At 67.4% G+C, this 23,800-nt stretch carries 20 protein-coding genes; 2 read left to right on the top strand and 18 right to left on the bottom strand.

Going from position 1 to position 23,800, the window contains the following annotated elements; all coding sequences use genetic code 11:
- Nucleotides 1-27: 27 nt before the first annotated feature.
- A complete protein-coding gene (locus tag V5F78_RS05590; protein ID WP_394065929.1) occupies nucleotides 28-450 on the top strand; it encodes a YciI family protein in 423 nt (140 codons plus the stop codon).
- Nucleotides 451-525: 75 nt separating this feature from the next.
- On the opposite strand, the gene V5F78_RS05585 is transcribed toward V5F78_RS05590, so the two are convergent.
- The 11 genes from V5F78_RS05585 to V5F78_RS05535 all read right to left on the bottom strand — a co-directional run bounded on the left by V5F78_RS05585 (nucleotide 526) and on the right by V5F78_RS05535 (nucleotide 15,522).
- Nucleotides 526-2,247: a hydantoinase B/oxoprolinase family protein gene (locus V5F78_RS05585; RefSeq protein WP_394065930.1), complete on the bottom strand. Its 1,722-nt coding sequence runs from the start codon at nucleotides 2,245-2,247 to the stop codon at nucleotides 526-528.
- The gene (locus tag V5F78_RS05580) at nucleotides 2,244-4,331 is read right to left on the bottom strand and encodes a hydantoinase/oxoprolinase family protein (protein ID WP_394065931.1); all 2,088 of its coding nucleotides are present in this window, start codon (nucleotides 4,329-4,331) and stop codon (nucleotides 2,244-2,246) included. Before V5F78_RS05580 ends, V5F78_RS05585 begins: the two co-directional genes overlap by 4 nt.
- Nucleotides 4,332-4,404: 73 nt before the next feature.
- A complete protein-coding gene (locus tag V5F78_RS05575; RefSeq protein WP_394065932.1) occupies nucleotides 4,405-5,829 on the bottom strand; it encodes a DHA2 family efflux MFS transporter permease subunit in 1,425 nt (474 codons plus the stop codon).
- Between the two features lie 130 nt (nucleotides 5,830-5,959).
- On the bottom strand, nucleotides 5,960-6,724 hold the full coding sequence (locus V5F78_RS05570) for an IclR family transcriptional regulator (RefSeq protein WP_394065933.1): 765 nt from the start codon (nucleotides 6,722-6,724) through the stop codon (nucleotides 5,960-5,962).
- Nucleotides 6,725-6,797: 73 nt separating this feature from the next.
- Nucleotides 6,798-7,970: a pyridoxal-phosphate-dependent aminotransferase family protein gene (locus tag V5F78_RS05565; RefSeq protein WP_394065934.1), complete on the bottom strand. Its 1,173-nt coding sequence runs from the start codon at nucleotides 7,968-7,970 to the stop codon at nucleotides 6,798-6,800.
- 63 nt (nucleotides 7,971-8,033) lie between these two features.
- Entirely contained in the window at nucleotides 8,034-9,596 is a 1,563-nt protein-coding gene (locus tag V5F78_RS05560; protein WP_394065935.1) for a hydantoinase B/oxoprolinase family protein, read from the bottom strand.
- Entirely contained in the window at nucleotides 9,589-11,721 is a 2,133-nt protein-coding gene (locus V5F78_RS05555) for a hydantoinase/oxoprolinase family protein (protein WP_394065936.1), read from the bottom strand. The genes V5F78_RS05560 and V5F78_RS05555 overlap by 8 nt, the downstream gene beginning before the upstream one ends.
- Nucleotides 11,693-12,829 carry an ABC transporter ATP-binding protein gene (locus tag V5F78_RS05550; protein ID WP_394065937.1) on the bottom strand — a complete coding sequence of 379 codons (1,137 nt, stop codon included), beginning with the start codon at nucleotides 12,827-12,829 and terminating at the stop codon, nucleotides 11,693-11,695. The genes V5F78_RS05555 and V5F78_RS05550 overlap by 29 nt, the downstream gene beginning before the upstream one ends.
- Nucleotides 12,829-13,911: an extracellular solute-binding protein gene (locus V5F78_RS05545; RefSeq protein WP_394065938.1), complete on the bottom strand. Its 1,083-nt coding sequence runs from the start codon at nucleotides 13,909-13,911 to the stop codon at nucleotides 12,829-12,831. The genes V5F78_RS05550 and V5F78_RS05545 overlap by 1 nt, the downstream gene beginning before the upstream one ends.
- Before the next feature lie 16 nt (nucleotides 13,912-13,927).
- On the bottom strand, nucleotides 13,928-14,731 hold the full coding sequence (locus V5F78_RS05540; protein ID WP_394065939.1) for an ABC transporter permease: 804 nt from the start codon (nucleotides 14,729-14,731) through the stop codon (nucleotides 13,928-13,930).
- Nucleotides 14,728-15,522: an ABC transporter permease subunit gene (locus V5F78_RS05535; protein WP_509276802.1), complete on the bottom strand. Its 795-nt coding sequence runs from the start codon at nucleotides 15,520-15,522 to the stop codon at nucleotides 14,728-14,730. The genes V5F78_RS05540 and V5F78_RS05535 overlap by 4 nt, the downstream gene beginning before the upstream one ends.
- 845 nt (nucleotides 15,523-16,367) lie before the next feature.
- On the opposite strand from V5F78_RS05535, the gene V5F78_RS05530 reads away from it, so the two are divergent.
- Nucleotides 16,368-17,411, top strand: a complete 1,044-nt coding sequence (locus V5F78_RS05530; protein ID WP_394065941.1) for an Ldh family oxidoreductase — start codon at nucleotides 16,368-16,370, stop codon at nucleotides 17,409-17,411.
- 161 nt (nucleotides 17,412-17,572) lie between these two features.
- On the opposite strand, the gene V5F78_RS05525 is transcribed toward V5F78_RS05530, so the two are convergent.
- The 7 genes from V5F78_RS05525 to V5F78_RS05495 are packed head-to-tail and all read right to left on the bottom strand — an operon-like array spanning nucleotide 17,573 to nucleotide 23,681.
- Nucleotides 17,573-17,863, bottom strand: coding sequence for a UxaA family hydrolase (locus V5F78_RS05525; RefSeq protein ID WP_394065942.1), 291 nt, complete (start codon nucleotides 17,861-17,863; stop codon nucleotides 17,573-17,575).
- Nucleotides 17,864-17,876: 13 nt separating this feature from the next.
- A complete protein-coding gene (locus V5F78_RS05520) occupies nucleotides 17,877-19,034 on the bottom strand; it encodes a UxaA family hydrolase (protein WP_394065943.1) in 1,158 nt (385 codons plus the stop codon).
- Nucleotides 19,027-20,097, bottom strand: coding sequence for an Ldh family oxidoreductase (locus V5F78_RS05515; RefSeq protein WP_394065944.1), 1,071 nt, complete (start codon nucleotides 20,095-20,097; stop codon nucleotides 19,027-19,029). Before V5F78_RS05515 ends, V5F78_RS05520 begins: the two co-directional genes overlap by 8 nt.
- A complete protein-coding gene (locus V5F78_RS05510; RefSeq protein ID WP_394065945.1) occupies nucleotides 20,094-21,107 on the bottom strand; it encodes a succinylglutamate desuccinylase/aspartoacylase family protein in 1,014 nt (337 codons plus the stop codon). The genes V5F78_RS05515 and V5F78_RS05510 overlap by 4 nt, the downstream gene beginning before the upstream one ends.
- A complete protein-coding gene (locus V5F78_RS05505; RefSeq protein ID WP_394065946.1) occupies nucleotides 21,104-21,940 on the bottom strand; it encodes an ABC transporter permease in 837 nt (278 codons plus the stop codon). Before V5F78_RS05505 ends, V5F78_RS05510 begins: the two co-directional genes overlap by 4 nt.
- Nucleotides 21,937-22,713, bottom strand: coding sequence for an ABC transporter ATP-binding protein (locus tag V5F78_RS05500; protein ID WP_394065947.1), 777 nt, complete (start codon nucleotides 22,711-22,713; stop codon nucleotides 21,937-21,939). The genes V5F78_RS05505 and V5F78_RS05500 overlap by 4 nt, the downstream gene beginning before the upstream one ends.
- Entirely contained in the window at nucleotides 22,713-23,681 is a 969-nt protein-coding gene (locus V5F78_RS05495; protein ID WP_394065948.1) for an ABC transporter substrate-binding protein, read from the bottom strand. Before V5F78_RS05495 ends, V5F78_RS05500 begins: the two co-directional genes overlap by 1 nt.
- Nucleotides 23,682-23,800 lie beyond the last annotated feature (119 nt).

Raw genomic sequence — 23,800 nt, 5'->3', positions numbered from 1 at the left:
AAGGAAACGCCCCGAAAGGAGAGACCCATGCGCGTGATGGTGATGGTAAAGGCGACCGCCGAGAGCGAAGCGGGACTGATGCCCTCCAGCGACTTGCTGGAAGCCATGGGCAAGTTCAATGCCGAGCTGATTGCCGCGGGCATCATGCTGTCCGGCGACGGCCTGCAGCCCACCTCCAAGGGCAAGCGCGTTGCCTTCGACGACGCAAGCCGCACGGTCATCGACGGCCCGTTCGCGGAGACCAAGGAAATCGTCTCCGGCTTCTGGATGTGGCAGGTCAAGGACATGGCCGAAGCGGTGGCGTGGGTGAAGCGCTGCCCCAATCCCATGCCCGGCCCCAGCGAGATCGAGATCCGCCCGGTGTATGAGTTCGCCGATTTCGGCGAGGCGCTGACGCCGGACATCGCCGCCCTGCACACGCAAAATCAGGAGCAGATCAGCGGGCGCTGATCCGCGCGGCCGGCGCGCCGCGCGGTGGGCATTTCCGTTCCCGTCGATCGGCCGCGCCGCGCGTCCCGGCGCACCTCATTCCCGCGCGGCGCCGCGCAGATGCCGCGTGCGCGCGGCATCGACGGCGCCGGTGTCCGTGAGGCCGACGCCATAATGGGCGGCCGCCTGCGCGGCATCCAGGAATTCATGGCGCACGTCGCGCGCCACCGCCTCCGGATCGCGCATGAAGGGATCGCCATATCCCCCGCCGCCGGGCATCTCGACCACCAGCCGGTCGCCGGCCGGCACCACCTGAAACCCCTTTGCCCGCAGGCTGGCGCCGGAGGCGAGCGAGAGGCGGCCGATCTCCCCCGGTCCGCCGCCGTCGCGGCCCCGGGCGGGAAAGCGCGCCCGCTCGAAGCGCGCATGAATGCCGAACGGCGCATCCTCCCGGCTGCCGATCACCATGCGCTGTCCGAGCCCACCGCGCCGGGCGCCCGGGCCGCCCGAGCCGGCGCGCAATTCCTTGGTCCAGATGACGAGGGGGGTGATGGCTTCCGTCACCTCCACCGGCACGTTGCGCACGCCGGAGGGGAAGGGCGAGGCGGACAGCCCGTCCTGCTGCGGCCGTGCCCCGGCGCCGCCGGAATGAAAGGTGGTGACGTTGAAGGCCGTCGTCCCGTCGCCGCTGATGCCGGTGAGGCCGTGCCCCGCCGCGAGGCTCAGGTTCCACAGGCAGGAGGTGCCCTCGGCCGGCACCGTGTCCGGCAAGGCCTGATGCAGGCAGCCATAGACCACGTCGGGGATCATGTGGCCGATCACCGAGCGGGCGAACACCGCCGCAGGGTGCGGGGCATTGACGATGGTGTTCACGGGCGCCGTCACCACCACCATGTCGAGCGTGCCGGTATTGTTCGGCACGAAGGGCGCGAGCGCCGCCTTGATCGCGAAGGCGGCATAGGCCTCGGTGTAGCAGATCGGGCAATTGATGGCATAGCTGGAGAGGCCCGAGGTACCGGCGAAATCCACCAGGATGCGCTCCTCCTCGACGGTGAGGCGCAAGGCGATGGTCACCGGCGCCTCGAAGCCGTCGATGACCATGCTGGCGTCCCAGCTGCCGCGCGGCAGACGCGCGAATGCCTCCACCATGGCCTTGCGGCTGCGGGCGATGATCTCCTCCCCGACGCTATCGAGCGCATCGAGGCCGTATTCATCCATCATCTCGACCAGCCGAGCGGCGCCGATATCGTTGCAGGCGGCCAGCGCATAGATGTCGCCGACCACCTGCACCGGCTCGCGCACATTGCGGCGCACGATACGCAGCAGGTCCTCGTTCATCACCCCGGCGCGGGCGAGGTACATCAGCGGGATCTGCAGGCCCTCATGATAGATCTGCCGCCCCTCGACGCTGGCGCCGAGGCCGCCGATATCCACCACATGGGTGGTGCAGGCGAACAGCGCGACAATCCGGCCGGCCTTGAACACCGGCGTCACCACCGTGATGTCGAACAGATGCCCGGTGCCCATCCAGGGATCATTGGTGATTAGGACATCGCCGGGCTTCAGCGTATCGGCGGGAAATTCGGCGAGGAAATGCACCACTGAGCGGGCCATGGAATTGACGTGGCCCGGCGTGCCCGTGACCGCCTGGGCGAGCATGCGGCCGCGGGTATCGAACACCCCGGCCGAGATGTCGCCGGCCTCGCGCGCGGCGGTGCTGAAGGCGGTGCGCACCAGCGTCTGCGCCTGTTCCTCCACCACCGCGATGATGCGGTTCCACAGCACCTGGAACTGGATTTCGCCGATCTGCGCGCTCATGCCGGGCTCCTGTCGATGATGATGTGGCCGACGCCGTTGAGGGCGGCGGTGAAGCCCGCCGGGATCAGGGTCGAGGTCTCCGCCTCGCAGATCATGGCCGGCCCGCTGACGGTACCCCCCGGCTGCATGTCGGCCCGCTCGTAGATGGCCGCCTCGATCCGTTCGCCGCTGCCGGGATCGACGAGGCGGCGATGGGTGCGCGGCGGCGGGGCGGGAAAGGCCGCCACGTCCTCCGCGCGGGGCGGCAAGATCAGCGCCTCCGACAGAGCGAGCGTCCAGGTGAGGATTTCAATGTCCAGGCCGGGAATGATGCGCTCATAAAGGGCGTGATAGGTCGCCTCGAACGCCCGACGAACCACCGCGGCGCCATCCGCCCCGAACGCCGCCTCCGTCAGCGGCACGGTGATCTCGTGGCCCTGCCCGCGATAGCGCATCAGGCCGGCCCGGAGTTCCTGGAGCGGGGCGTCGGGCGCGCCGGTGCGCACGACCGCTTCCGCCTCGTCACGCATGTCCGAAAACAGCGCCGCGACCCGCGCGCCGTCATAGGCCGACAGCGGCATCAGCCGCGTGCGCACCACCTCATAGGCGATGGGTGCGCTGAGGAAACCGTGGGCGGAGCCCACCCCCGCCCCCACCGGCACGATGACGCGTGAGATGCCGAGCTTCTGCGCCATCCGCGCGGCGTGGAGCGGCGCCGCGCCGCCGAAGGCGATCATGGCGCGGCCCTCCATCGCCTTGCCGTTCTCCACCGCATGGGTGCGCGCGGCGCTGGCCATGGTCTCGATGATGATTTCCGTGACGCCATAGGCGGCGGTCTCGCCCGCCATGGCGAGCGGGCCGGCCAGCACCCGGTCAAGCGCCGCCGTGGCGCTTTGCGGCGCCAGGTCAATGTGCCCGCCGGCGAACCGCACCGGATCGAGCCAGCCCAGCGCGAGATCGGCATCGGTAACTGTGGGCATGTCGCCGCCGCGCCCGTAGCAGGCCGGCCCCGGCATGGAGCCGGCGCTGTCGGGGCCGACCGTGATGCGGCCGAGCGGATCCACCCGCGCCACCGAGCCGCCTCCGGCGCCGATCTCCACCATGTCGATCACCGGAATGCGCACGGGAATGCCGCTGCCCTTCACGAACCGCGCGGCGCGGGCGATCTCGAAATGGCGCGCGTGCTGCGGCTTCAGATCGTCGATCAGCGTCACCTTGGCGGTGGTGCCGCCCATGTCGAAGGCCAGCGCCTGGGCCAGGCCGTTCTGGGCGGCGACCATCTGGGCCATGATCGCCCCGCCCGCCGGCCCGCTCTCCACCAGCCGGATCGGGAAGCGCCGCGCGGTTTCCACCGTCGTGATGCCGCCCGACGACATGATCAGCAGCAGCGGCGCCGCGCAGCCGAGGTCCCGCACGCCCTGTTCCAGCCGGCTGAGATAGCGCTCCATGATCGGCAGCACATAGGCGTTGGCGACCGTGGTGGAGGTGCGCTCATATTCCCGGATTTCCGGGCATACCTCGCTGGACAGCGAGAGGAGCGCGCGCGGAAAGCGGGTTTCGAGAATTCGTGCGACCCGCTGTTCGTGCGCGGGGTTCTGATAGGCGTGCAGCAGGCACACCGCCACCGCCTCCACCCCTTGCGCCACCAGCCGGTCGGCGAGTGCCTCCACCTCCGCATCCTCAAGCGCCAGCAGGACCGTGCCGTCGGCGGCCATGCGTTCGGACACCTCGAAGCGAAGCGGGCGCGGCACCAGCGGCGCGGGGCGCTCCATATAGAGGTCGTATTGCTCGAAGCGGTGCTCGTAGGCGATCTCCAGGCTGTCGCGAAAGCCGCGCGTGGTGATCAGCGCGGTGCGCGCGCCCTTGCGCTCGATCAGCGCATTGGTGGCGAGCGTCGTGCCGTGGATGACGAGGCCGAGCGCATCCGGGCCGATGCCGGCTTCGGCGAGGATGGCGCGGGCCCCCTCCAGCACCGCGCGTTCCGGCGCATCGTGGGTGGTGAGGACCTTGGCGGAGAAGGTCCGCGCCCCTTGCACCAGCACCAGATCGGTGAAGGTGCCACCGATGTCGATGGCCAGCCGGGCCACGGCCGCGGGGTCGCTCATTGCGATTTCTCCTGTCAGGCCCGGCGCCGGCGGCGGACGGGCGCGGTGGGGCCGGCGGTCCGGCGCGAAGGGTTCAGCCGCTGACGGCGCGCCCATCCTCGCGGGTCAATTGTCGGAAGCCGACGACCGAGACCAGCGTGGCGAGCGAGAGATAGAGGAAGGTTTCCTGCATGCTGCCCAAGTGCGACACCGGGCCGGCCGCGGACAGCATCGAATAGATGAAGGAGGCCAGCGAAATGCCGAACCCCATGGAGAGCTGCTGCGCCGAGCCCACGAGGCTGACCGCCCCGTGTGCCCGCGCCTCGGGCACGTCGGCATAGCTCAGCGTATTGCTCAAGGTGAGCTGCACCGAGCGCACCATGCCGAACACATAGATCACCGCCAGCATGACGGCAGTGGAGGTTCCCGGCTTGAACAGGGCGAAGGCGGCGATGACCGCCGTGCCCGCGAGCGCGTTGAACAGCAGCAGGGTGCGAAAGCCGTAGCGGCGCAGCAGCGCGCGCAGCAACCCCTTGGTGGTCAGCGCGCCGATCGCCGATAATATGGTCATCAATCCGGCCTGGAAGGCGGTGTAGCCGAACTGGATCTGGTACATCAGCGGCAGCAGCGCGGGCACGCCGTTCAACCCCAGCCGGCATATCCCGCCCGCCACCACGCCGATGCGCAAGGCGCGAATGCGGAACAGCGAGATGTCGATTACCGCATCGGCGCGCCTGCGGGCATAGAGATAGAAGCCCGCCAGCAGGGCCAGCGACAGCACAAGGACGGCCAGTGTCGTGAGCCCGGCGACCTCGGCATTGCCGAGCATCTCGATGCCGACTTGCAAGGTCGCAATCCCGACCGCGCACAAGAGAAAGCCGAGCAGGTCGAACGGCCCGGAGCGCACGCCCTTGGTGTTGGGAATATAGCGCAGCACCGCCGCAATGCCGATGATGCCGATCGGCACGTTCACGTAGAAAATCCAGCGCCAGGACAGATAGGTGGTCAGGAAGCCGCCCAGCAGCGGGCCGATGGCCGGGCCGATCATCGCCGGCGTGGTCATGACCTGCACCGCCATGGCAAGGTCCGCCTTGGGATAATTGCGCAGCAGGATGAGCCGGCCCACCGGCAGCATCAGCGCTCCCGCCGCCCCCTGGACAATCCGCATCAGCACCATCAGCTCGAAGCTTTGCGCGAGGCCGCAGACCGCCGAGCTGATCGTGAACAGCGCGATGGCCGCGCAGAACACGGTGCGCGCGCCGATCCGGTTGGCGATCCATCCGCTCACCGGGATGAACACGGCGAGGCTCAGCACATAGGCGGTCACGGCGAAATTGGCGGCCACCGGCGTGGTGCCGAGATCCGCCGCCATGGCCGGCAGGGACGTGAGCGTGATCGTGATGTCGATCTGCTCCATGAACATGGCCAGCGCCACCACGAGCGGAATGGCGAGGCTGGGGCGTGCCTTGCCGGGTGGGGCATCGAAAACGGGCGGAGGAGAGGAGGCCGGTTGGGACATGGGCGCGCGGATCCGCTGGCGCCGGAGGGACAGCCGGCACGATGGCGATGCGGGGAGATGAGGACTGCGCGGGCGGCGCGAACGCGCCCGGGAAGCGCCGGCTAGGGCGGCAGGGCGAGCGGCGGGCGGGTCATGCCGGCTCGAGCTCGCGGAAGGCGGCGACGCTGCCGCCGAGCGCACGGCTCAAATCCATCGCCTCGCGGATCAGGATCGGCGCGCACTTGCCCATTTCCGCCTGGTCGAACCGGCTCGCCGGACCGGACAGGGTCAGCGCGCCGAGCAGGCCGTTGCTCCAGAACACCGGCACCGACATGGAGGCGATGCCCGGCAGGCGCTCGCCCTGGGTGATGATTGGCAAGGCGGGCCGGTTTTCCTCCGGCGCACCGGCGGAAAAAGCGCGGATCGCCTGGTCCGCCGAGCTGTTGGAGCGCAATTGCGCACCGACGGGCGTGATCGGGGTCTGCTCGCCAATGTGCATATGGTCGCGCAGCGGCTGGGCGCTGTTGACGCGGAACAGGCACAGGCGCGCGTCACCCTGAGGCACGTAGAAGGTGGCGCTCTCGGCGGTCTCGCGCACCAGCCGGTCGAGCACCGGCGGCACGTAATCGTCGAGCTTGAAGGTGGACCGGAAGGCAGAGCCCAGCAGCAGCACCTTTGCGCCGAGCTGATAGCGTCCATCGTCCAGCCGGTTCACGCAGCCAAACCGCGCCAGCGAAGCCAGCAGGCGCAGCAGCGTGCTATTGTAGAAGCCGGTGCGCTTGCCGAGATCGCGCAGCGACAGCGGCTCCTCGGCGGTCAGGAATGCGTCCAGCACCTGCAAGGCCCGCTCCGCCGTGGCCGCACCCTTGTCGGCCAGCGGGGTCTCTGCATTGCTGCGGGAGGGTCGTCCTCTCATGATGCCTGCCACCGTTCGCGTTTTCCCATTGACGCCCCCTCGCCCGCGCGGGGCGGAGGGCGCATTGCTCTTGTCAGCCATTATCATAGGCCTGAAGCGCCGCGGCGAGAGCGGCATTGACGTCGCGGGAATGGCCGAGCCGCGCCAGCGTCGCGCCGATGTCCAGGATATCCTGCATCACGTCCGGCAGGCCGATCTGGCCCATGGTGCCGAGGCGGATCATGCGCCCCGACAGATGGTTGCGCGCCCCCGCGACCACGGTGCGATGGGTCGCCATCAGCTCCTTGATGATCTGCCCGCCATCCAGATTGCCCGGCACCGAGAGCGCCACCACGGTGCGCGAGCGTGCCGCATGCTGGCCGAACGGTTCAAATCCCAGCGCCGCGCAGCCGGCGAGCAGGGCATCGTTACATCTGCGGTGGCGCGCGAACACATGGTCGAGCCCCTCCTCGTGGATCAGCTCCAGCGCCGCGCACAGGCCGGCGTTCAGCGACACCGGCGGCGTGAACGGGGTCTGGTCGTCGTCGATGACGGCGAGCGCGCGGCGCAGATCGAAGAAAAAGCGCGGCATGCCGCTGTCGCGCTTCACCGCTTCGATCGCCCGGTCGCTGAGGCCGATGAGCCCCATGCCCGGCGGGCACATCAGCGCCTTCTGGGAGGCCGAGACCACCACGTCGAGGCCCCAGTCGTCCATGCGCATGGCGGTGCCGGCAAGGCCGCTGACCGAATCCACCACCACCAGCGTGTCGCGATCGCGCACCAGGGCGCCGATGGCGGCAAGGTCGTTCTCGATGCCGGTGGAACTCTCGTTGTGGGTGATCACCAGCGCGCGGTAGTCGGCAGCGGCGAGGCGCTCGGCGATCACATCGGGCTGCGCCGGCTGGCCCCAGGGAAATTCCACCTTGTCCACCACCGCCCCCAGCGCAGCAGCGATGGCGGCATAGCGGTCGCCGAACTGGCCTTGCACCACCACCAGCACGCGATCGCCCGGCGCGATCACATTGAGCAGGCCCGCCTCCATGGCGCCGGTGCCGGAACTCGCCAACGTCAGCACCGGATTGTGGGTGCCGAACACCGGGCGGATCAGCTCCTGGATCCGGGCGATCTGCGCGCGGCCATAGGGGCCGCGATGGGCGACCACCGGGCGCGCCAGGGCGGCGCGCACCACCTCCGGCACCGGCACGGGGCCGGGAATGCGCAGGCGATAGCCGGTGGGGGCGAGGGTCGGATCCTGGACGGTGGACATGGATTTGACTTTCGCTGCGCACGCGGCGGCAAGGCCCGGCGCTGAAGGAGAAGGGGATTGGGGTCAGGCGGCGCCGAAGCCGCCGCCGCCGGGGGTGCGCACGGTGACGATGGTGCCGCGCTTGAGGGATTGGAGCGTGCGCCCGTCGATGGCGACGCCGTCGATCAGGATCTCGCCCCGCGCGCCTTCGCCGCCGCCGTGCAGGCCCGAGGCGCCGAAGCGCAGACGCTCCGCCACGAACACCGCCGCCACGTCCTCGGCCTCGGTCTCGATCACCACCTCCTGCCCCCGGCCGCCGCGATGGCGCCCGCTGCCGCCGGAGGTGTCGCGCAGCACCTTGCGGTGGATCAGCACCGGCGCGGTGCGCTCCACCACCTCGATGGGGGTCGCCGAGATGTTGGAGGGCCAGGAGAGGCAGTCTACCCCCGTATGCCCCTCGCCGGCCCCGGTGCCGCCGTTGAAGAACATCACGCTCGCGAACGTGCGGCCGGACGCCGTGGTGCCCGCCATGTTCATGATCCACAGCGGCGAGCCCGGCGCCGAGCGCACCTTGTCCGGCAGGATATCGGCCAGCGCGTTGAACACCAGCACCGGCACATAATGGCCGGTGGCCGCCCGCCCGCCGACCGCCGCCGGATGGCGCGGGTTCAGCAGGCTGCCTTCGGGCGCCACGGCGCGGATCGCCCGGAATATCCCGTCATTATTGGCGAGCTGCGGCAGCAGCAGGCATTTCAGCGCATAGACGGTCATGGCGAAGGTGTAGGCGAGCACGCAATTCACCGCGCGCGGCTGCTGGGGCGAGGTGCCGGCATAATCGGCCAGGATCTCATCGCCCTTGATGGTGATGCGCACCGCAAGCGTGAACGGCTCGGCGAGCCCGTCGGTCAGCATGGTGTGGCTGTAGACGCCATCCGGCAGCGCCGCGATCTGGCGGCGCATGGCCTGGTCGGACCGGCTGAAGATTTCCTCGGCGACCTGCGCGAGGTCGGCAAGGCCGTGGTCCGCCATGGTGGCGCGCACACGCTCCTCGATCAGCGCCAAGGCATTCACCAGCGCCCACACATCGCCCTCGGTCTGGTCCGGCGTGCGCACGTTGGTGCGCAGGAGCTGGATCAGCGAACGGTCGGGCTCGCCCTCGCGCAAAAGGCGCATGGGCGGAATGTGGAAGCCTTCCTCGAACAGTTCGCGCGCCTCGGTTGAGCGCTGGCGCCCGCCGATGTCCGGCACGTGGGAGGTGGCGGCGGCGAACGCGACGATCTCAGGCCCGGCGAAGATCGGCCGCACCACGCAGATGTCGTTGAGATGCCCGGTCCCGATCCAGGGATTGTTGGTGACATAGACGTCGCCCGGCCGCATCTCCGCGACCGGAAAATGCACCCGCATCGCCCGCACGGTCGCCGGCAAGGTGCCGATGAAGGAGGGGATGGAACCGGTGTTCTGCGTCAGCGATCGGCCCACGGCGTCGGTGAGCACGCAGGCGAAATCGTTCGCCTCGTTCGACAAAGTGGAAAAGGAGGTGCGCACCACCGCCTTCGCCGCCTCGTCCACCGCCGAGATGAGGCGGGTCCAGATCAATTCCAGCGTGACGGCGTTGATCGCGCCGGAGGCCGCGTTGCGCTCAGACATGGGACAGCTCCACGACGATGTTGCCGGTGGGCAGAACGGTGAAGGTGGCGCCGGGGCCCACCACCAGGGTGCTGCCATCCTCTTCCACCAGCGCGGGACCGGCACCGACGAAGCCGACCGGTAGATGCTCGCGCCGATACAGCGCGGCCTGAAGGGGCGGCCCGTCGCCGAAATGCACTGGACGGCTGCGCCCGGTGCCGGCGGCCCCATCGGCGGCCCCGGCGGAAAGCGTGAGCGCCTCGGACCGGCCGCGCAAAGTGATGCGGGCATTCACCAGCTCGATGGGGACCTGGGGCGGCGCGCGGCCGTAGCGCTCGGCATAGGCGGCGCGGAAGGCGGCCGTCACCATCGCCCGCAATGCCTCGGCCTCCTGCGGCCAGGGCATGGGCGGCAAGGCGACGGGAATATGCGTGCCCTGCCCGGCGCATTTGGCATCCACGCAGCGCACGATGTCGATCTCCGCCGCCTCCCAGCCGCCGCGCGCGAGCACGGCGAGGCCCTCGTCCTCCAGGCCCGCGAAGGCCGCGGTCAATTCGGGGGCCGTGGTCTGCGCCAAGGCGAGCGCGAGAGTGGCGAGGCGGTCCACGCGCGGCGGCGCGGTGAGGAGGCCGAGAGCGGAGGCAACACCCGCATTGGCCGGAACCACAATGCGCGGAATACCGAGCTTGCGGGCAAGATTGAAGCCGTGCAGCGGTCCGCCGCCCCCGGTGCAAACCAAGGTGAAGGCACCGGGATCGCGCCCGCGCTCGGCAAGATGGGTGCGCGCGGCGCCCGCCATGGCCTCGGTCACGACATCATGGATGCCCCAGGCAATGGCCTCGGAACTGAGCCCGAGGCGCGCGGCGAGTTCCCCGATGGCGGCGCGCGCGGCGCCAACGTCCAGCGGAATGTCACCGCCGGCGAAGCTCTTCGCGTCGAGATAGCCGAGCAGCAGATTGGCGTCGGTCACCGTCGGCTCGCTGCCGCCGCGCCCGTAGCAGGCCGGGCCGGGCTCCGAGCCGGCGCTGCGCGGCCCCACTTTCAGCAGGCCGAGCGAGTCGGGATAGGCAATGGAGCCGCCGCCGGCACCGATCTCGATCAGATGCACCGTTGAGATGCGGATCGGCAGGCCGCTGCCCTCGATGAAGCGGGCCTGGCGCGCGGCCTCGAAGCCGAACACCACGTCGGGCTCGCCGTCCTCGACCACGCACAGCTTGGCGGTGGTGCCGCCCATGTCGAAGGCGAGAAGGCGCGTTTCCTCCACCCCCGCCAGGGTAGCGGCGGCGAGCGCGCCGGCGGCCGGACCGGATTCCAGGAGATGGACCGGCACCCGGCGCGCTTCGTCCAGATGGGTCAGGCCACCGCTGGAGAGCATCATCAGCAGCGGACAGGCCGGCTCGATGCCGAAATCGGTCAGCCGCGCGCCGAGCCGCTGGAGATAGCCCTCGGCCAGCGGCTTGATGAAGGCATTGGCGGTGGCGGTGGTGCCGCGCTCATATTCGCGCACCTCACGCACGATCTCATGCGAGGTGGTCACCGAAACAGCGGGAAAATGCTCGGCGATGAGTGCGGCCGCCTCGGCCTCGTGGGCGGGATGGAGATCGGCGTGCAGGAACACCACGGCGAAGGAGGTGACCCCCGCCGCCACCGCCTCGCCCACCCGCGCCAGCAGCGCGTCGCGGTCGAGCGCACGCAGCACCGTGCCGTCCGCTTTCACCCGCTCGGGAATCTCGAACCGCAGGTCGCGCGGCACCAACGGCGCGGCGGGCGTGAGCGAGAGGTCGTAGAGTTCGTAGCGGCGCTCGCGGGCAATGGCGATCACGTCGCGAAAGCCCTCGGTGGTCAGCAGCGCCGTGGCTGCGCCCTTGCGCTCGATCAGGGCATTGGTGAAAAGGGTCGTGGCATGGACCACACGGCGGATTTCGCCCGGCGCGGTCGCGGCGTCGGCGAGCATGCGCGCCACGCCCTCCATGATGCCGGCAACCGGATCGGCATGGGTGGTCAGCACCTTGAGGCTGCTGACGCAGCAGCCCTCGCCATCGCACAGCACGAGATCGGTAAAGGTGCCGCCGATGTCGATGCCGAGCGACATGCCGTCGGAATGAGCGTCCGCGGGCTCAGTGAGCGTCGGCGATTTGGTCAGCATGGGCTTTGTCTCGGATGATGTGGTTGCTGTCTTCCGCCCAGTCCACCGCGAGGCGCATGCCGCGATCCCAGCGCATGGCACCGGCGGGGCCGGCGCGGTTGGGGACGAAGACCACCAGGGGACGGTCGTTGGAAAGGCGCAGGTAGAGATGGGTTAGCGGCCCGCGATAGATTGCGTCCTCAATGGTGGCGGTCGCGCTGTTGGGCGCGCCCGGTGCGCCAAGATCGGCGGGGCGCACATGGATCGCCTCGGGCCGGATCAGCACCAGCACATCGTCGCCGACGTCGGCGGCGCATGCCGCCGTCAGGCGGATGCCGCCGGAAAGCGCGATCTGGCAGGCCTGCCCATCGCTGGCGGTGACGCGCCCCTCGAACAGGTTCGAGGCGCCGACGAAACCGGCAACGAAGCGCGAGGAGGGGCGCCCATAGATGTCGCCGGGCGTGCCCACCTGCTCCAGCCGGCCGCCGCGCATGACGACGATGCGATCGGCCAGGGTCAGCGCCTCTTCCTGGTCGTGGGTGACCATGATGGTGGTGATGGAGAGCCGCTGCTGAAGCCGCCGCAGCTCGATCTGCATATTCTCGCGCAATTCCTTGTCGAGCGCGCCGAGCGGCTCGTCGAGCAGCAGGACGGACGGCTCGATCACCAAGGCGCGGGCGAGCGCGACGCGCTGCTGCTGGCCGCCGGAGAGCGCGCTGGGCATGCGTTCGGCGAACCGCTCCAATTGCACCAAGGCGAGCGCATCGCGCACCCGCACGTCCCGCTCGGCCCGGTTGAGGCCGCGCATCTGCAAGCCGAACGCGACGTTTTCCGCCACGTTGAGATGGGGAAACAGCGCATAATTCTGGAACAGCATGCCGATGTTGCGGCGATGCACCGGCACCCGCGTCACCGGCCGGCCGCTGATGAGAATATCGCCCGCGCTCGGCTGCACCAGGCCGGCGATCATGCGCAGGCTGGTGGTCTTGCCGCAGCCGCTGGGACCGAGGAAGGCGACCATCTCGCCCGCCTCGATCTCCAGCGACAGCTTGTCCACGGCGGTGGAGCCGCCATAGGTCTTGGTCAACCCCATGAGGGCGACCGAGGCGGAATTGGTCTCGAGCGCCATCAGCTTGCCAGAACCTGGTTAAGCTTCTGGATGATCTCGGCGCGACGCGGATAGATGTAGGACCAGTCGATCAGCAGCAGGCCCTTTTCCTTCATCTTCGCCTCCGGGTACATGGCGACCTTGGCGACCTCCGGATCCAGCGTGACGCCCGAGATGCTCGGCGCCGAGAAGGTGGCGTTGGCCATGCCCGCCTGGACCTCGGGATCGAGCATGCGGTTGGCGAAGGCGGCGGCGAGGTCCGGCTCGGGCGAGCCCTTCACCACGGTCACGCAGTTCACACCCGCCGCGATCCCCTCCTTGGGATAGCTGATGCCGATGGTGGCACCCTTGCGGATGTAGGGGATGATGGACTTGGTGAAGTCCGGCCCGCCCACATCGGCCTGGCCTTGCGAGACCTGGAGAATGGCGGTGACGTTATTGTCATACACCGTCAGAATGTTGTGCTTCAGCTCGGCGATCTTCTTCCAGGCGCTGTCGATATCGTATTGCGCGTCTTTCAAGGGCTTGCCGGTGACCAGCGCCGCGGTGGCGATCAGCAGCGCCAGGCTCTGCGTCTGCTTGGGGGTGGGCATCATGAAGCGGCCCTGGAACTTCGGGTCCCACAGGTCAGAATAGCTGTCGATGCTCTGCACCACGTCGGAATTGAAGTACGGCACGAGCGCGGAGACCGCGAATGCCGCGCCATGGCCGTCCGAGACCACGAGGCCGGAGATCACCTTCTCCAGGTTCGGCATCTTGTCGCGCGGCAGCGGCACGATGAGGCCGTCGTCCTTGGCGATCGGCACGCCGGAATCGTCCATGAACATGACGCTGTAGGTGGGGTTGGCGCGCTGCGCCCGTAGGATCGCGATCTGATCCAGCGTCACGCCCTGGGTCTGGTTGATCTTGCAGCCGAAATCCTTCTCGAACTTCGGGATCACATTGTGGCGCACAAACTCGCCCTGGGGGCCGAGATAGGTGCCCACATTGATCGAGCGACCCTCGCTCCAGGCATTGCGGACAAACCCGGCCGGCGCGGCGAGGCCGCCGGCCGCCACGGCCAATCCGGCGAGAACGGAACGTCTTGCGATGGGCTTGTTCATGACATCCTCCTGGAATTCAAACGCTCATGGCACGACGCAGGCCGACCAGCTTCTCGACCACGAAAACCGCGACGGCGCCGATCAAGGTCATCAGGCTCGCCATGGCCGCGACCGAGGGATCGAAGATCCGCTGCATGGCCTGGATCAGGTAGATCGGCAGCGGCTCGGCCTTCGCGTCGGTGAGCCACATGGAGATCGGGTAATTGTCGAACGACAGCATGAAGGCGAACAGCGCCCCGGCGGCGATGCCCGGCGCGATCTGGGGCAAGGTCACCCGCCACAGCACCCGCAGCCGGTTCGCGCCCAGGGTGAGCGCAGCTTCCTCAAGCGTCATGTCCGCCTGCCGCAGGCTGGCCATGACGGTGCGCATCACATAGGGCAGCGTCACCAGGATGTGGGCGAAGAACAGGTTCATCGCCGAGTTCTGCATGTTCCACAGCGCGTAGAATTGCAGCAGGGCCACGCCCATGATCAGGGTGGGGAACACCAGCGGCGACATCAGCACCCCTTCGGCCACCGACTGGCCGGCGAAGGGATGGCGCACCAGAACCAGCGCCGCCGGAATGCCGAGCGCGAGGGAGGCGAGCGTCGCGGAAAGCGCGAGCCCGAGGCTGAAGCCCACCGCCCCGCGAAAACCCGGATCGCCCAGCACTTTCCAATACCAGCCGAGGGTGAAGCCGCGCGGCGGGAACACCGCGAGCGGGGTATCCGACACGGAGATGACGAACACGATCGCCAGGGGCGCCAGAACGAACACCAGCATCAGCGCGGTGACCGCATAGGAGACGACGGCAAGGCCGCCCGTGAGTTCGTGCTTCATTGGGCACCGGCCTTGCGCGCGCCGGCGGGAGCCGCATCCTGCCCGCCCGCGCGCCGGCGTTCGAGGACGAGCATGGACAGCGCGTTCACCGCGAACACCAGCACCACCATCACCACCGCGATCGCGGCGCCGAGCGGCCAGTTGTAGGTGGCGGTGATCTGCTGATCGAGCAAATTGCCCAGCATCATCGCCCGGTTGCCGCCGAGCAGAGCGGGCGTGACGTAGGAACTCGCAGTGAGCGAGAAGACGAAGGTGAGCCCGGCGGCAAGGCCGGGAATGCTCAGCGGCAGCGTCACCCGCCAGAACACCAGCCAGGCCGGCGCGCCGAGCGTCTTCGCGGCCTCTTCCACCGCCGGGGAAATGCGCGAGAGCGCGGTGGCCAGCGGCAGCACCATCATGGGGAAGAAGACGTGCAATGAGCCAATGATCACCGCCGTCTCCGAAAACATCACACGGAAGGTAACCTTGGGAAATCCGAACTGGTACAGCACCCAATTGACGACGCCGTTGCCGCTATTGGCCAACAATAGCTGCCACCCATAGGTACGCACCACGATACTCACCATCAGCGGCGCGATTATTATTATGGTCGTCAGGCGCGAGATCTGCGGAACGCCGCGAGCGATCACCATCGCGACCGGATACCCTAATATCACGGAAAAGATTGATGTAATTATGCTGATTCTGATCGTCGCTACAAATATACGCCATATGAATGGGTCAGCGGATATTTGGGCGAAGTTGGCGAGAGTGAACGGCGCCCCGATCCGCCCTCCCCCCGCCTGGGTCATCACGCTGTAGGAAAAGAGTGAAACGCACGGAAATATGAAAAACACGAGCACAAACAGAAGCGACGGCACAAGCATCCACAATGCGGAAGGCCCCTGAGGGAGATGTGCAATCAGCTTATTGGCCATCGAAGCCGGAGACGAATAAGCGGCATCTGACAAACTCATGGCGATATACCTTTAATGACACCCGAAACAACAGGGCGTTACACCCACACGTCTCGAATGAATGGCATATATGCAAATAAATCACCGCCTAAGGATGAGGCGTCCTGCACCGAAAAAGGGCATGTGTTAAGTCGGCAAATCCACCACTGATTAAGTTTGAGGCACGACTTAAAATTTAGCATCGAGGTATTTAGTGCGCAAGAAGAACAATTAATGCGTCTATCGCACCAATTTGGTGCGTTGCAATAAATATGTATTTTACCCCTATATTTCGATATTTTTAAATTTTAATTCGCTGAATAATGATCTGCTATTTGTATATAAATTTTGTATTTTATGATTTGATTCGAAACTATATTTATATTATACATTTTTAAAATCAAATATTGTCAATTTGTATTTAATGATACATAATTTTCATTATGTATATTATGCCTGTCGCCATTATTTCGTTTCAAAATAGAGAGATATACGCGATTTTTAGCTCTTGCCTCTACCAAACGATGGCGTACACGCCTAGCGTGCATATCGCTTCGCACCATGAGGCCGGTCGCAGTGCCTCAGAATGAGGCTGCCTCTCTAGACTTCCATTATTGGATATGAAATCTTTTCGGCATCTCATCACCGTCCCGCCTTTTGCTTTGGGATGGCCTCATCCAATTCCGAAAAAGAAGATGACGATGGCTCTGGTTCCCCATCAGAAACTGACCGCTTTTGCGGCAGAATTGCTCGCCGCCGCCGGGTTGTGTCCCGCGCACGCCGCCCTTTCGGCCGAGTGCCTGGTGTTCGCCGACCTCAGGGGCACCGAGTCCCATGGTGTCAGCCGCCTGCCGAGCTATGCCGCCGCCGTGCGGCGCGGGCTTTTGAACACCGCGCCGAACATCGCGATCACCCCCCTCGCCCCAGGCGCGGCGCGGGTGGATGGCGACAATGCGGTCGGCTTCGTCACCGCCCAGCGCGCCATGCAGGAGGCGGTGAACCTTGCGAAGACACAGGGAATCGGCGCGGCGAGCGTGCTCCACGGCAATCATTTCGGCGTCGGCGCCTTCTTCGCGGCCGAGGCCATGGCGCAGGATTGCATCGCCATGATCATGTGCAATGCCGCCCCGGCGGTGGCGCCTTGGGGCAGCCGCGTGGCGACGCTCGGCACCAACCCGCTCACCTTGGGCGTGCCGGGCGGCACCTTCGCCCCATTGCTGCTGGATATGGCGACCTCCGTGGTGGCGAAGGGGCGCATCCGCCTTGCCGCCGCGCGGGGCGAGGCGATCCCCGCCGATTGGGCGCTGACCGCGCAGGGCGAGGCGACCACGGACGCAGCCGCCGCCATGGACGGCGTTCTGCTGCCGCTCGGCGGCCCGAAAGGCTCCGGGCTCGCGCTGTTCATCGACCTGCTGTCGGGCGTGCTCAGCGGCGCCGCCTTCGGCCTCCAGACCCGCAATATGTACCAGGAGGGGGACGGTATGCCGAACGTCGGTTATTTTTTCGTCGCCATACATATCCCCGCCTTCATGCCGATGGAGATGTTCCGCGCGCGCTACGACATGCTGATGCGCGATGTGAAGGCGGGACCGCCGGCGGCCGGATTTTCCGAAATCCTGCTCCCCGGCGAGCGCGCGAGCGCTGCGGCCGAGCGCGGCCGGCGCGAGGGTGTCGCGATCGCGGACACAACGCTGGCCGCGCTCGCCAAGGCGGCCCAGGATTTCGGCATTCCGGCCCTCGCCTGATGCACCCGAATCGACCTTTCAGCGCTGGGCCTGAAGGGGGTGTTCCCGGTCGCGAGGATTGGCCGGCGGCACCGGCTTCTGGCCCGCCATCCTCGCGGAGACCGGCGCTGCCGTGCCGGTGACGCTGAATGCCCAGCGCGGGCGCAGGGACGCTCCCGTCGCTAAGCCAGATCCCCGCGTCCGCGCAGGGACTCCATATTGTGGATATGGACATGCGCACCGGCCGGAATGGGGGCGGTGGCGCGCCCCACGGTCACCCCATATTTGATGACCGGCGCCCCTTGCGCGATCGCCGCGAGGGCGAACTTGTGACCGTCCGGGATCGGCGCGGACGGCGCCCGCCGGCCCTGCTCCACACCCCGCAGCGCAAGCGCTTCGCCGGCCTGCGCATCCGCGCCGAGCACGGTCGCCACATTGTCGCTGGTGTGGAGGATGAATGCGACCGCAGCCATTCTCAGTCTCCCCTCAGATGGATGGCCGGATACGGCTGATGGCGATTTCAAGCTCGCCCAGCCGCTCGGCGGCGGTCAACGTGCCGCGCGCCACATCCTGCATGCAGGCCTCGATGCGCGCCGCAGCCTCGGCGAGGCTGGTGTCCCCCGTGACGATATCATCCAGCGGCACGTCGATATGCTCCGCCATGGTGGCGCAGGTTCTTGGGTTGCCGCAGATCTTGATCGTCGGCGACACCGGGCTGCCAATGGAATTCAGGGCCCCGGTGCCGAACAGGATGATGTGCGCGCCACCCGCCGAGAGGGCCGTGATGTTCTCGGTGGCGGGCGCGGGCGCATCCATCAGCCAGAGGCCCGGCGCAGGGGCCGCCGCGCCATAGGCGAGCACGCCGCGCAGCGGGCGCGACCCGCTCTTGCACATGGCGCCAAGGGATTTTTCCTCGATGGTGGTGAGGCCGCCCTTGATGTTGTCCGGGGCCGGATTGACCGCGTTTAGATTGACATGCGCCGCCTCGGCGATGCGCTCATATTTCAGGATGGTCTCGCGCACCTGACGGGCGACATCCGGGCTGGCGGCGCGGGCATCCAGTGCCGCCTCCCCGCCGAGCAGCTCGACCGGTTCGGAAAACACGAGGCGAGCGCCGGCATCCACCATCCTGTCGCAGAGGATGCCGATGGCCGGGTTGGAGACCAGGCCGGACGAGGAATCCGAGCCCCCGCATTCAAGGCCGATGGTCAGTTCCGCCGGCGAGAAAGCGGAGCGCTCCAGCGCCGCCGCGTCCGCCTGCCAGCGTTCCAGAATCGCCCGCCCCGCCTCCATCATATTCCGCGTGCCCAGGCACCCCTGGATGGAGAGCGTCTCGACAGGCTTTCCGCCGCTGCGGATCAGGGCCGCTACGCGCTCCCCCGCCACCGGCTCCAGGCTCACCACCAGGACCGCATAGACATTGGGATTGAGGCCGAGGCCGGCCATGGTGCCGATGGACAGGTCGAGGTCGTCACCCAGTTGGCCGCGCCCATAGAGCGGGGTCAGGGCCACCGCGTCCGGGACGGCGGCCGCGAGCCGCCGGGCGACCGGGTTGGCGGCATCGGTGGCGGAGATGACGGCGAGCAGGTTGCGGATGCCGAGCGTGCCGTCCGCACGCCGGAAGCCGAGCCAGTTTTCAGCCATGGAGGCGCATGCTTTCGGGCAGGCCGAACTCGTCGGCGAGGGCGTGGAGTTCGGCGAGGATTTCGGGTGCCAGCGGAATTCCCGCCGCCGCGCGCTCGCGCGCCACGGCCTGGCGCCGGGCACCCGGCAGGCGGATGGTCTCGCCTTCGCGTGCGGGCGCCTCGGCCAGGGCATCGGTCATCTGCGCCATCCGGCTTGCGAAGTCCGCCTCGTCCATGAGCGCGGTGGGATCGATGGCCACGAACAGCTGGCCGATGCCGGCGGCGCCCTGTGCCGAATGCTGGGACCCCACATTCGGCGCGAACGCGCCACCGGCGAGGATGCCGGTGAGGATCTCCAGCGCGAGGATGAGCGCATAGCCTTTCGCGCCTGCCATCGGCAGCACCGAGCCCGCAAGGGCGGCCTTGGGGTCGGTGGTCGGCTCGCCCTTGTCGTCCACCGCCCAGCCCTCCGGAATGGCGCGGCCGGTGCGGGCGGCGAGCAGGATCTGCCCGCGCGCCGCAACGCTGGTGGCAAGGTCCACCACGATCGGCGCGGCGCCGTTGGGCGCGGCGACGGCGAGCGGATTATTCGTGAAGAAGGCCTTCGTGCCACCCCAGGGCGCGACCACGGGCTCGCCGCTCGACGCGCTGAGCCCCACCATGTCCGCCTCCGCCGCCATGGCGGCATAAAAGCCGGCATGGGCATAATGGTTGCTGTTGCGCGCCATGACCCAGCCGATGCCGAACTCCCGAGCGAGGTCGATGGCGCGGCGCATGGCCGCTTGCCCCACGACCGGGCCGAGGCCGTTGTCGCCGTCGAGGACGCCGAGCCCGCCCCGCCCCCTGATCCAGGAGAGGGACGGCGCGGGGTTGATGGCCCCTGCCCGCACCCGCCGGGCATAGATGGCGAGGCGCGCGACGCCGTGGGTGTCCACGCCTTCCAGATTGGCGGAGACGAGGCAGGCTGAGGTCTCCTGCGCATGGGTGGGGGAGCACCCCGCCTGCTCGAGGATCCGCGCTGCGAATGCCTCGAGCGCACCGGCCTCCACACGACTTGCGGCTGCAGGCGCGGCTGCGGTCAATGCCCGCTCTCCATGAGGGCGCTTTCGGCGATGGCATAGCCCTTCGCGCCGGCATCCACGATGCCCGACATGCGGCTGAAGAAGATCACGCCGTCGCACGGCGCGCGCAGCTCTTCCACGGCTTCCAGGGTGAAGGGGTCGATCACGGTGCCCAGCAATTCGTCCCGCTGCACGGCGCGGCCGAGATCGGAAGGCTCGTCGGCCAGCGAGAGAAGATAGCCGGCGCGCGTGGGGTTCGCCTCCTTCCGGGCCTTGCGGCCGAACATATGCTGGTCGGGGACGGGCGCCGCCTGGCGCTCCAGCATCCCCAGCAGGCCCATGACCGCCTCGATGCCGCGGACGGTCATGTCGCGATAGAAATTGGCGAGCGGGGTCGGAAGATAGGTGCCGCCCACTTCGACCGCGCAGGCCGCGATGCCGAGCTTGTTGGCGTGGCCGGCCGCGGTGGACGGCGGCAGGAAGTTCACATGCACGAAGCCGGTGCCGAAGGCCTCGCACATCGCGAGGCTGCGGGCACGAACATCACCCGTCGCGTCCTCGTTGAGGTCGGCCCGCTGCTGGATACGCCCGCCATTGCCGCCCGCATGGATGTCGATCAGCGCATCGCACCGCGCGATCACCTCGCGGGCGATCACCGCGGCGATCATCTCGGTGATGGAGCCGCGCGCATTGCCGGGAAAGCAGCGATGAAGGTCGGTATTCTCCCGCTGCTCGCTGGTCTCCCGGCGCAGGTCCGCGAACGCCAGGGGATTGGCGACAGGCAGGAGCAGCAGGGTTCCCGCCAGGGTCGAGAGGTCGAGGCCATCCAGCAGCGCCTTCAGGGCGACGAGGGAGCCGTTCTCATCCCCGTGCACGGAGCACAGGACCGCCAGCGTCGGGCCTTCGGTGGCGCCGGCAAGGACGTGGACGGGGATCGACAGGTCGCCCCGCAGCGTGCGGGTGACGGGCAGCGAGACGAGGGCGCGCGTGCCGGGCGCGATCTGGCTGGAGCCGAGAACGAAGGCACTCATAGACTCATACCCCATTTCTTGATGGTAACTTTCTCGATCAGGTCGAAGGCGAATTTCTCGAACACGTAGCCGATGATCGCGATGGTGATCATGCCCGCGATCACCTCTTCGCCCCGCATGAGCCCGCGGGCATTGTCGATCATGAAGCCGAGGCCGGAGCGCGCGGAGAGGATTTCCGCGCCCACGATCACGCGCCAGGACGTGCCGTAGGTGAGCCGCAGGCCGGCGATGACGAACGGCAGCGCGGCGGGGATGATGACGCGGGTAAAGGTGCGCCATTGCGAGGTGCCGAGCGCGAGCGCCGCCCGGCGATACACGGGATTGATGCTGGTGATGCCGGCCTGTGTGTTGAACAGCAGCGGCCAGATGGACGAGAAGAAGATCACGAAGATGATCGACTCGACGCCGATGCCGAACCACAAGATGGCCAGCGGCACCCAGGCGAGGCCCGGGATCGGGTAGAGCAGCTGGAGGATGGGCTGCACCGGCTCGCGGAACGCCTTGGAATAGCCCAGCAGCACCCCCACGGGCAGCGCGAACGCCACCGAGAGCAGGAAGCCGGTCATCTGCCGCCCCAGGCTGATGCCGATGTTCTGCAGCAGGTATCCGGACCGCGTCATCTCAACCAGCGAGATCACCACGGCTTTGGGAGAGGGCAGAAGGAAGGGCGGATAGATCCGCAATGACGCCACGACGTGCCAGAGCACCACGAGGGCGACCAGCAGCCAGAGATGGCGCAGCGGGCGGGCGATGAATTGCAGGAACAGTTTCAAGGCGGTGTCCTTCACGTGGCTGCCGTCCGCCGGTCGCCGGTCGAGGCTCGTGAGGCTCATGCGGCGGCTCCCACGGGTGCGATTTCATCGGCGATGGCCTGGAACAGGCGGTAGCGCAGCTCGGTCATGGACGGATCGTTGGGGTTGCGGGTGTGCGGATGGTCGATGGCCTCGATCAGCTTGATCCGCCCCGGCCGCGCGGACAGGACGATCACCCGATCGGCGAGCACGATCGCCTCTTCCAGGGAATGGGTGATGAGAACCATGGTCTTCTTGGATTCCCGCTGGATGCGCAGCAGCTCGATCTGCATCAGGTAGCGGGTCTGGGCATCCAGCGCCGCGAACGGCTCGTCGAGCAGGAGGATGTCGGGGTTCGGCGCAAGCGCCCGGGCGATGGCGACACGCTGCTTCATGCCGCCGGAGAGGCGGTTCGGATAGGAATCCTCGAAGCCGGCGAGGCCCACGAGCTTCAGGAACTCCCCGGCCTTCTGCTTCGCCTCGGCGACGGCCATGCCGAGATTGCGCAGCCCGAACGCGGCATTCTCCGCGACCGTCATCCAGGGGAAAAGCGCGTATTCCTGGAACACGTAGCCGCGCTCCGGGCCAGGCTTTTTCACCGGCTTGCCGCCCACCAGAACCTCGCCCGTGGACGGCTTCTCGAAGCCGGCGATGATGTTGAGCAGCGTCGTCTTTCCGCAGCCCGACGGGCCGAGGATGCACACGAACTCCCCCTCCTGCACCTCGATGTCCGTGGGCGAGAGGGCGACGAACGTGCCCTTGCCGTCGGGCTTGGGAAAACTCTTGCTGACGTTGGAAATGGTGATGCCGGCCATCACATGGCATCCTTCGGCAGGAAGGACGTATCGACCACGGGCGCGAGGTCCGGCGCGGACTTGATGATGCCGAACTTCACCATGGCGTCGGCGAATTTCGACAGCGCCGCCGGCTCGATCTTCGCCGTGAAGGTGAGGCTGCGCATGGATTCCAGCTGCAGCGCCAGATCCGCCTCTGTGCCGCGCATGATCTTGTTGACCATCTCGGCGACCTTCTTGGGATCATCGTTGATGAACTTGATGACGTCGCAATGGACGGCGACCAGCTTGCGCACCGTGTCGGGGTCCTTGGCGACCATGTCGGCCCGCGCGGCGACGATGGCGGAATAGGCCGGGCCGTCCCACATCCGGTCCGGCGGCACCAGGACCTTGGCACCCATGGCGACCGCCTGGGACACGTAAGGATCGAACGACACGGCGGCATCCACATCCCCGCGCCGCAGGGCCGTGATGTTGTCGGTGGGCGCGAGCGGCACGATCTCCACATCGGCCTTGGTGAGACCGGCCTGCGGCATCACGTACATTTCGAACTGGAGCGCATGCGTGGTGACGCCGCGCGGCACCGCGACCTTCTTGCCCTTAAGGTCGGAGACGGCCTTGATCTTGTCGTCGAACGCATAAACGCTGGTGCCGCCGATCGTGGTCGCGGCCAGGATTTTGATGGGCAGGCCCACGTTAAGCAGCGTCACCGCGTTCGGCACGTTGATGTAGCCGAAGGGCGCGCTGCCGGCCGCCATGGCCTCCGCCGCGGCGCCGCCATTGCCGAGGTCGCGGTGATCGACCGAAAGCCCGTATTTCTCCCACAGCTTCATTTCCGTGGCGATGAACGGCATGCAATGCGGCCAGCCCAGCCGGCCCGACACCACCGTGATGGTCGAAGCCGCGCGGGCCGGAAGGCCGGTGACGAGTGGCACGGCGGCGGCGCCCATCAATTGCAGGAAGCTGCGCCGGGGAAGCAGGTGCGGCATGATCGGCTCCATTAGAAAAAATGTTTCCATTCTCCTCGCAACGACCGTGCCAACTTTGAAAAATCTCTATTTCCGCCATTTTTGGTTTAGCAGATGTTTCAGTTGAGATAGATTATCTA

The organism is Roseixanthobacter glucoisosaccharinicivorans (assembly GCF_043195095.2).
Classification (GTDB): Bacteria; Pseudomonadota; Alphaproteobacteria; order Rhizobiales; family Xanthobacteraceae; genus NCEH01.
Note: the sequence above shows the minus strand (reverse complement) of the source record. Positions and strands in the feature narration are given on the sequence as shown.

What these genes read in the sequence shown, in the direction of transcription:
- V5F78_RS05500 (WP_394065947.1), bottom strand. Translation starts at nt 22,713, where the DNA reads ATGGCCGGCATCACCATTTCCAACGTCAGCAAGAGTTTTCCCAAGCCC.
- V5F78_RS05535 (WP_509276802.1), bottom strand. Translation starts at nt 15,522, where the DNA reads ATGACCCAGGCGGGGGGAGGGCGGATCGGGGCGCCGTTCACTCTCGCC.
- V5F78_RS05495 (WP_394065948.1), bottom strand. Translation starts at nt 23,681, where the DNA reads ATGCCGCACCTGCTTCCCCGGCGCAGCTTCCTGCAATTGATGGGCGCC.
- V5F78_RS05550 (WP_394065937.1), bottom strand. Translation starts at nt 12,829, where the DNA reads ATGGCGCTCGAGACCAATTCCGCCTCGGTCGCCCTCATGGGGTTGACC.
- V5F78_RS05555 (WP_394065936.1), bottom strand. Translation starts at nt 11,721, where the DNA reads ATGCTGACCAAATCGCCGACGCTCACTGAGCCCGCGGACGCTCATTCC.
- V5F78_RS05575 (WP_394065932.1), bottom strand. Translation starts at nt 5,829, where the DNA reads ATGTCCCAACCGGCCTCCTCTCCTCCGCCCGTTTTCGATGCCCCACCC.
- V5F78_RS05540 (WP_394065939.1), bottom strand. Translation starts at nt 14,731, where the DNA reads ATGAAGCACGAACTCACGGGCGGCCTTGCCGTCGTCTCCTATGCGGTC.
- V5F78_RS05560 (WP_394065935.1), bottom strand. Translation starts at nt 9,596, where the DNA reads ATGTCTGAGCGCAACGCGGCCTCCGGCGCGATCAACGCCGTCACGCTG.
- V5F78_RS05545 (WP_394065938.1), bottom strand. Translation starts at nt 13,911, where the DNA reads ATGAACAAGCCCATCGCAAGACGTTCCGTTCTCGCCGGATTGGCCGTG.
- V5F78_RS05585 (WP_394065930.1), bottom strand. Translation starts at nt 2,247, where the DNA reads ATGAGCGCGCAGATCGGCGAAATCCAGTTCCAGGTGCTGTGGAACCGC.
- V5F78_RS05530 (WP_394065941.1), top strand. Translation starts at nt 16,368, where the DNA reads ATGGCTCTGGTTCCCCATCAGAAACTGACCGCTTTTGCGGCAGAATTG.
- V5F78_RS05505 (WP_394065946.1), bottom strand. Translation starts at nt 21,940, where the DNA reads ATGAGCCTCACGAGCCTCGACCGGCGACCGGCGGACGGCAGCCACGTG.
- V5F78_RS05520 (WP_394065943.1), bottom strand. Translation starts at nt 19,034, where the DNA reads ATGGCTGAAAACTGGCTCGGCTTCCGGCGTGCGGACGGCACGCTCGGC.
- V5F78_RS05510 (WP_394065945.1), bottom strand. Translation starts at nt 21,107, where the DNA reads ATGAGTGCCTTCGTTCTCGGCTCCAGCCAGATCGCGCCCGGCACGCGC.
- V5F78_RS05570 (WP_394065933.1), bottom strand. Translation starts at nt 6,724, where the DNA reads ATGAGAGGACGACCCTCCCGCAGCAATGCAGAGACCCCGCTGGCCGAC.
- V5F78_RS05525 (WP_394065942.1), bottom strand. Translation starts at nt 17,863, where the DNA reads ATGGCTGCGGTCGCATTCATCCTCCACACCAGCGACAATGTGGCGACC.
- V5F78_RS05565 (WP_394065934.1), bottom strand. Translation starts at nt 7,970, where the DNA reads ATGTCCACCGTCCAGGATCCGACCCTCGCCCCCACCGGCTATCGCCTG.
- V5F78_RS05580 (WP_394065931.1), bottom strand. Translation starts at nt 4,331, where the DNA reads ATGAGCGACCCCGCGGCCGTGGCCCGGCTGGCCATCGACATCGGTGGC.
- V5F78_RS05590 (WP_394065929.1), top strand. Translation starts at nt 28, where the DNA reads ATGCGCGTGATGGTGATGGTAAAGGCGACCGCCGAGAGCGAAGCGGGA.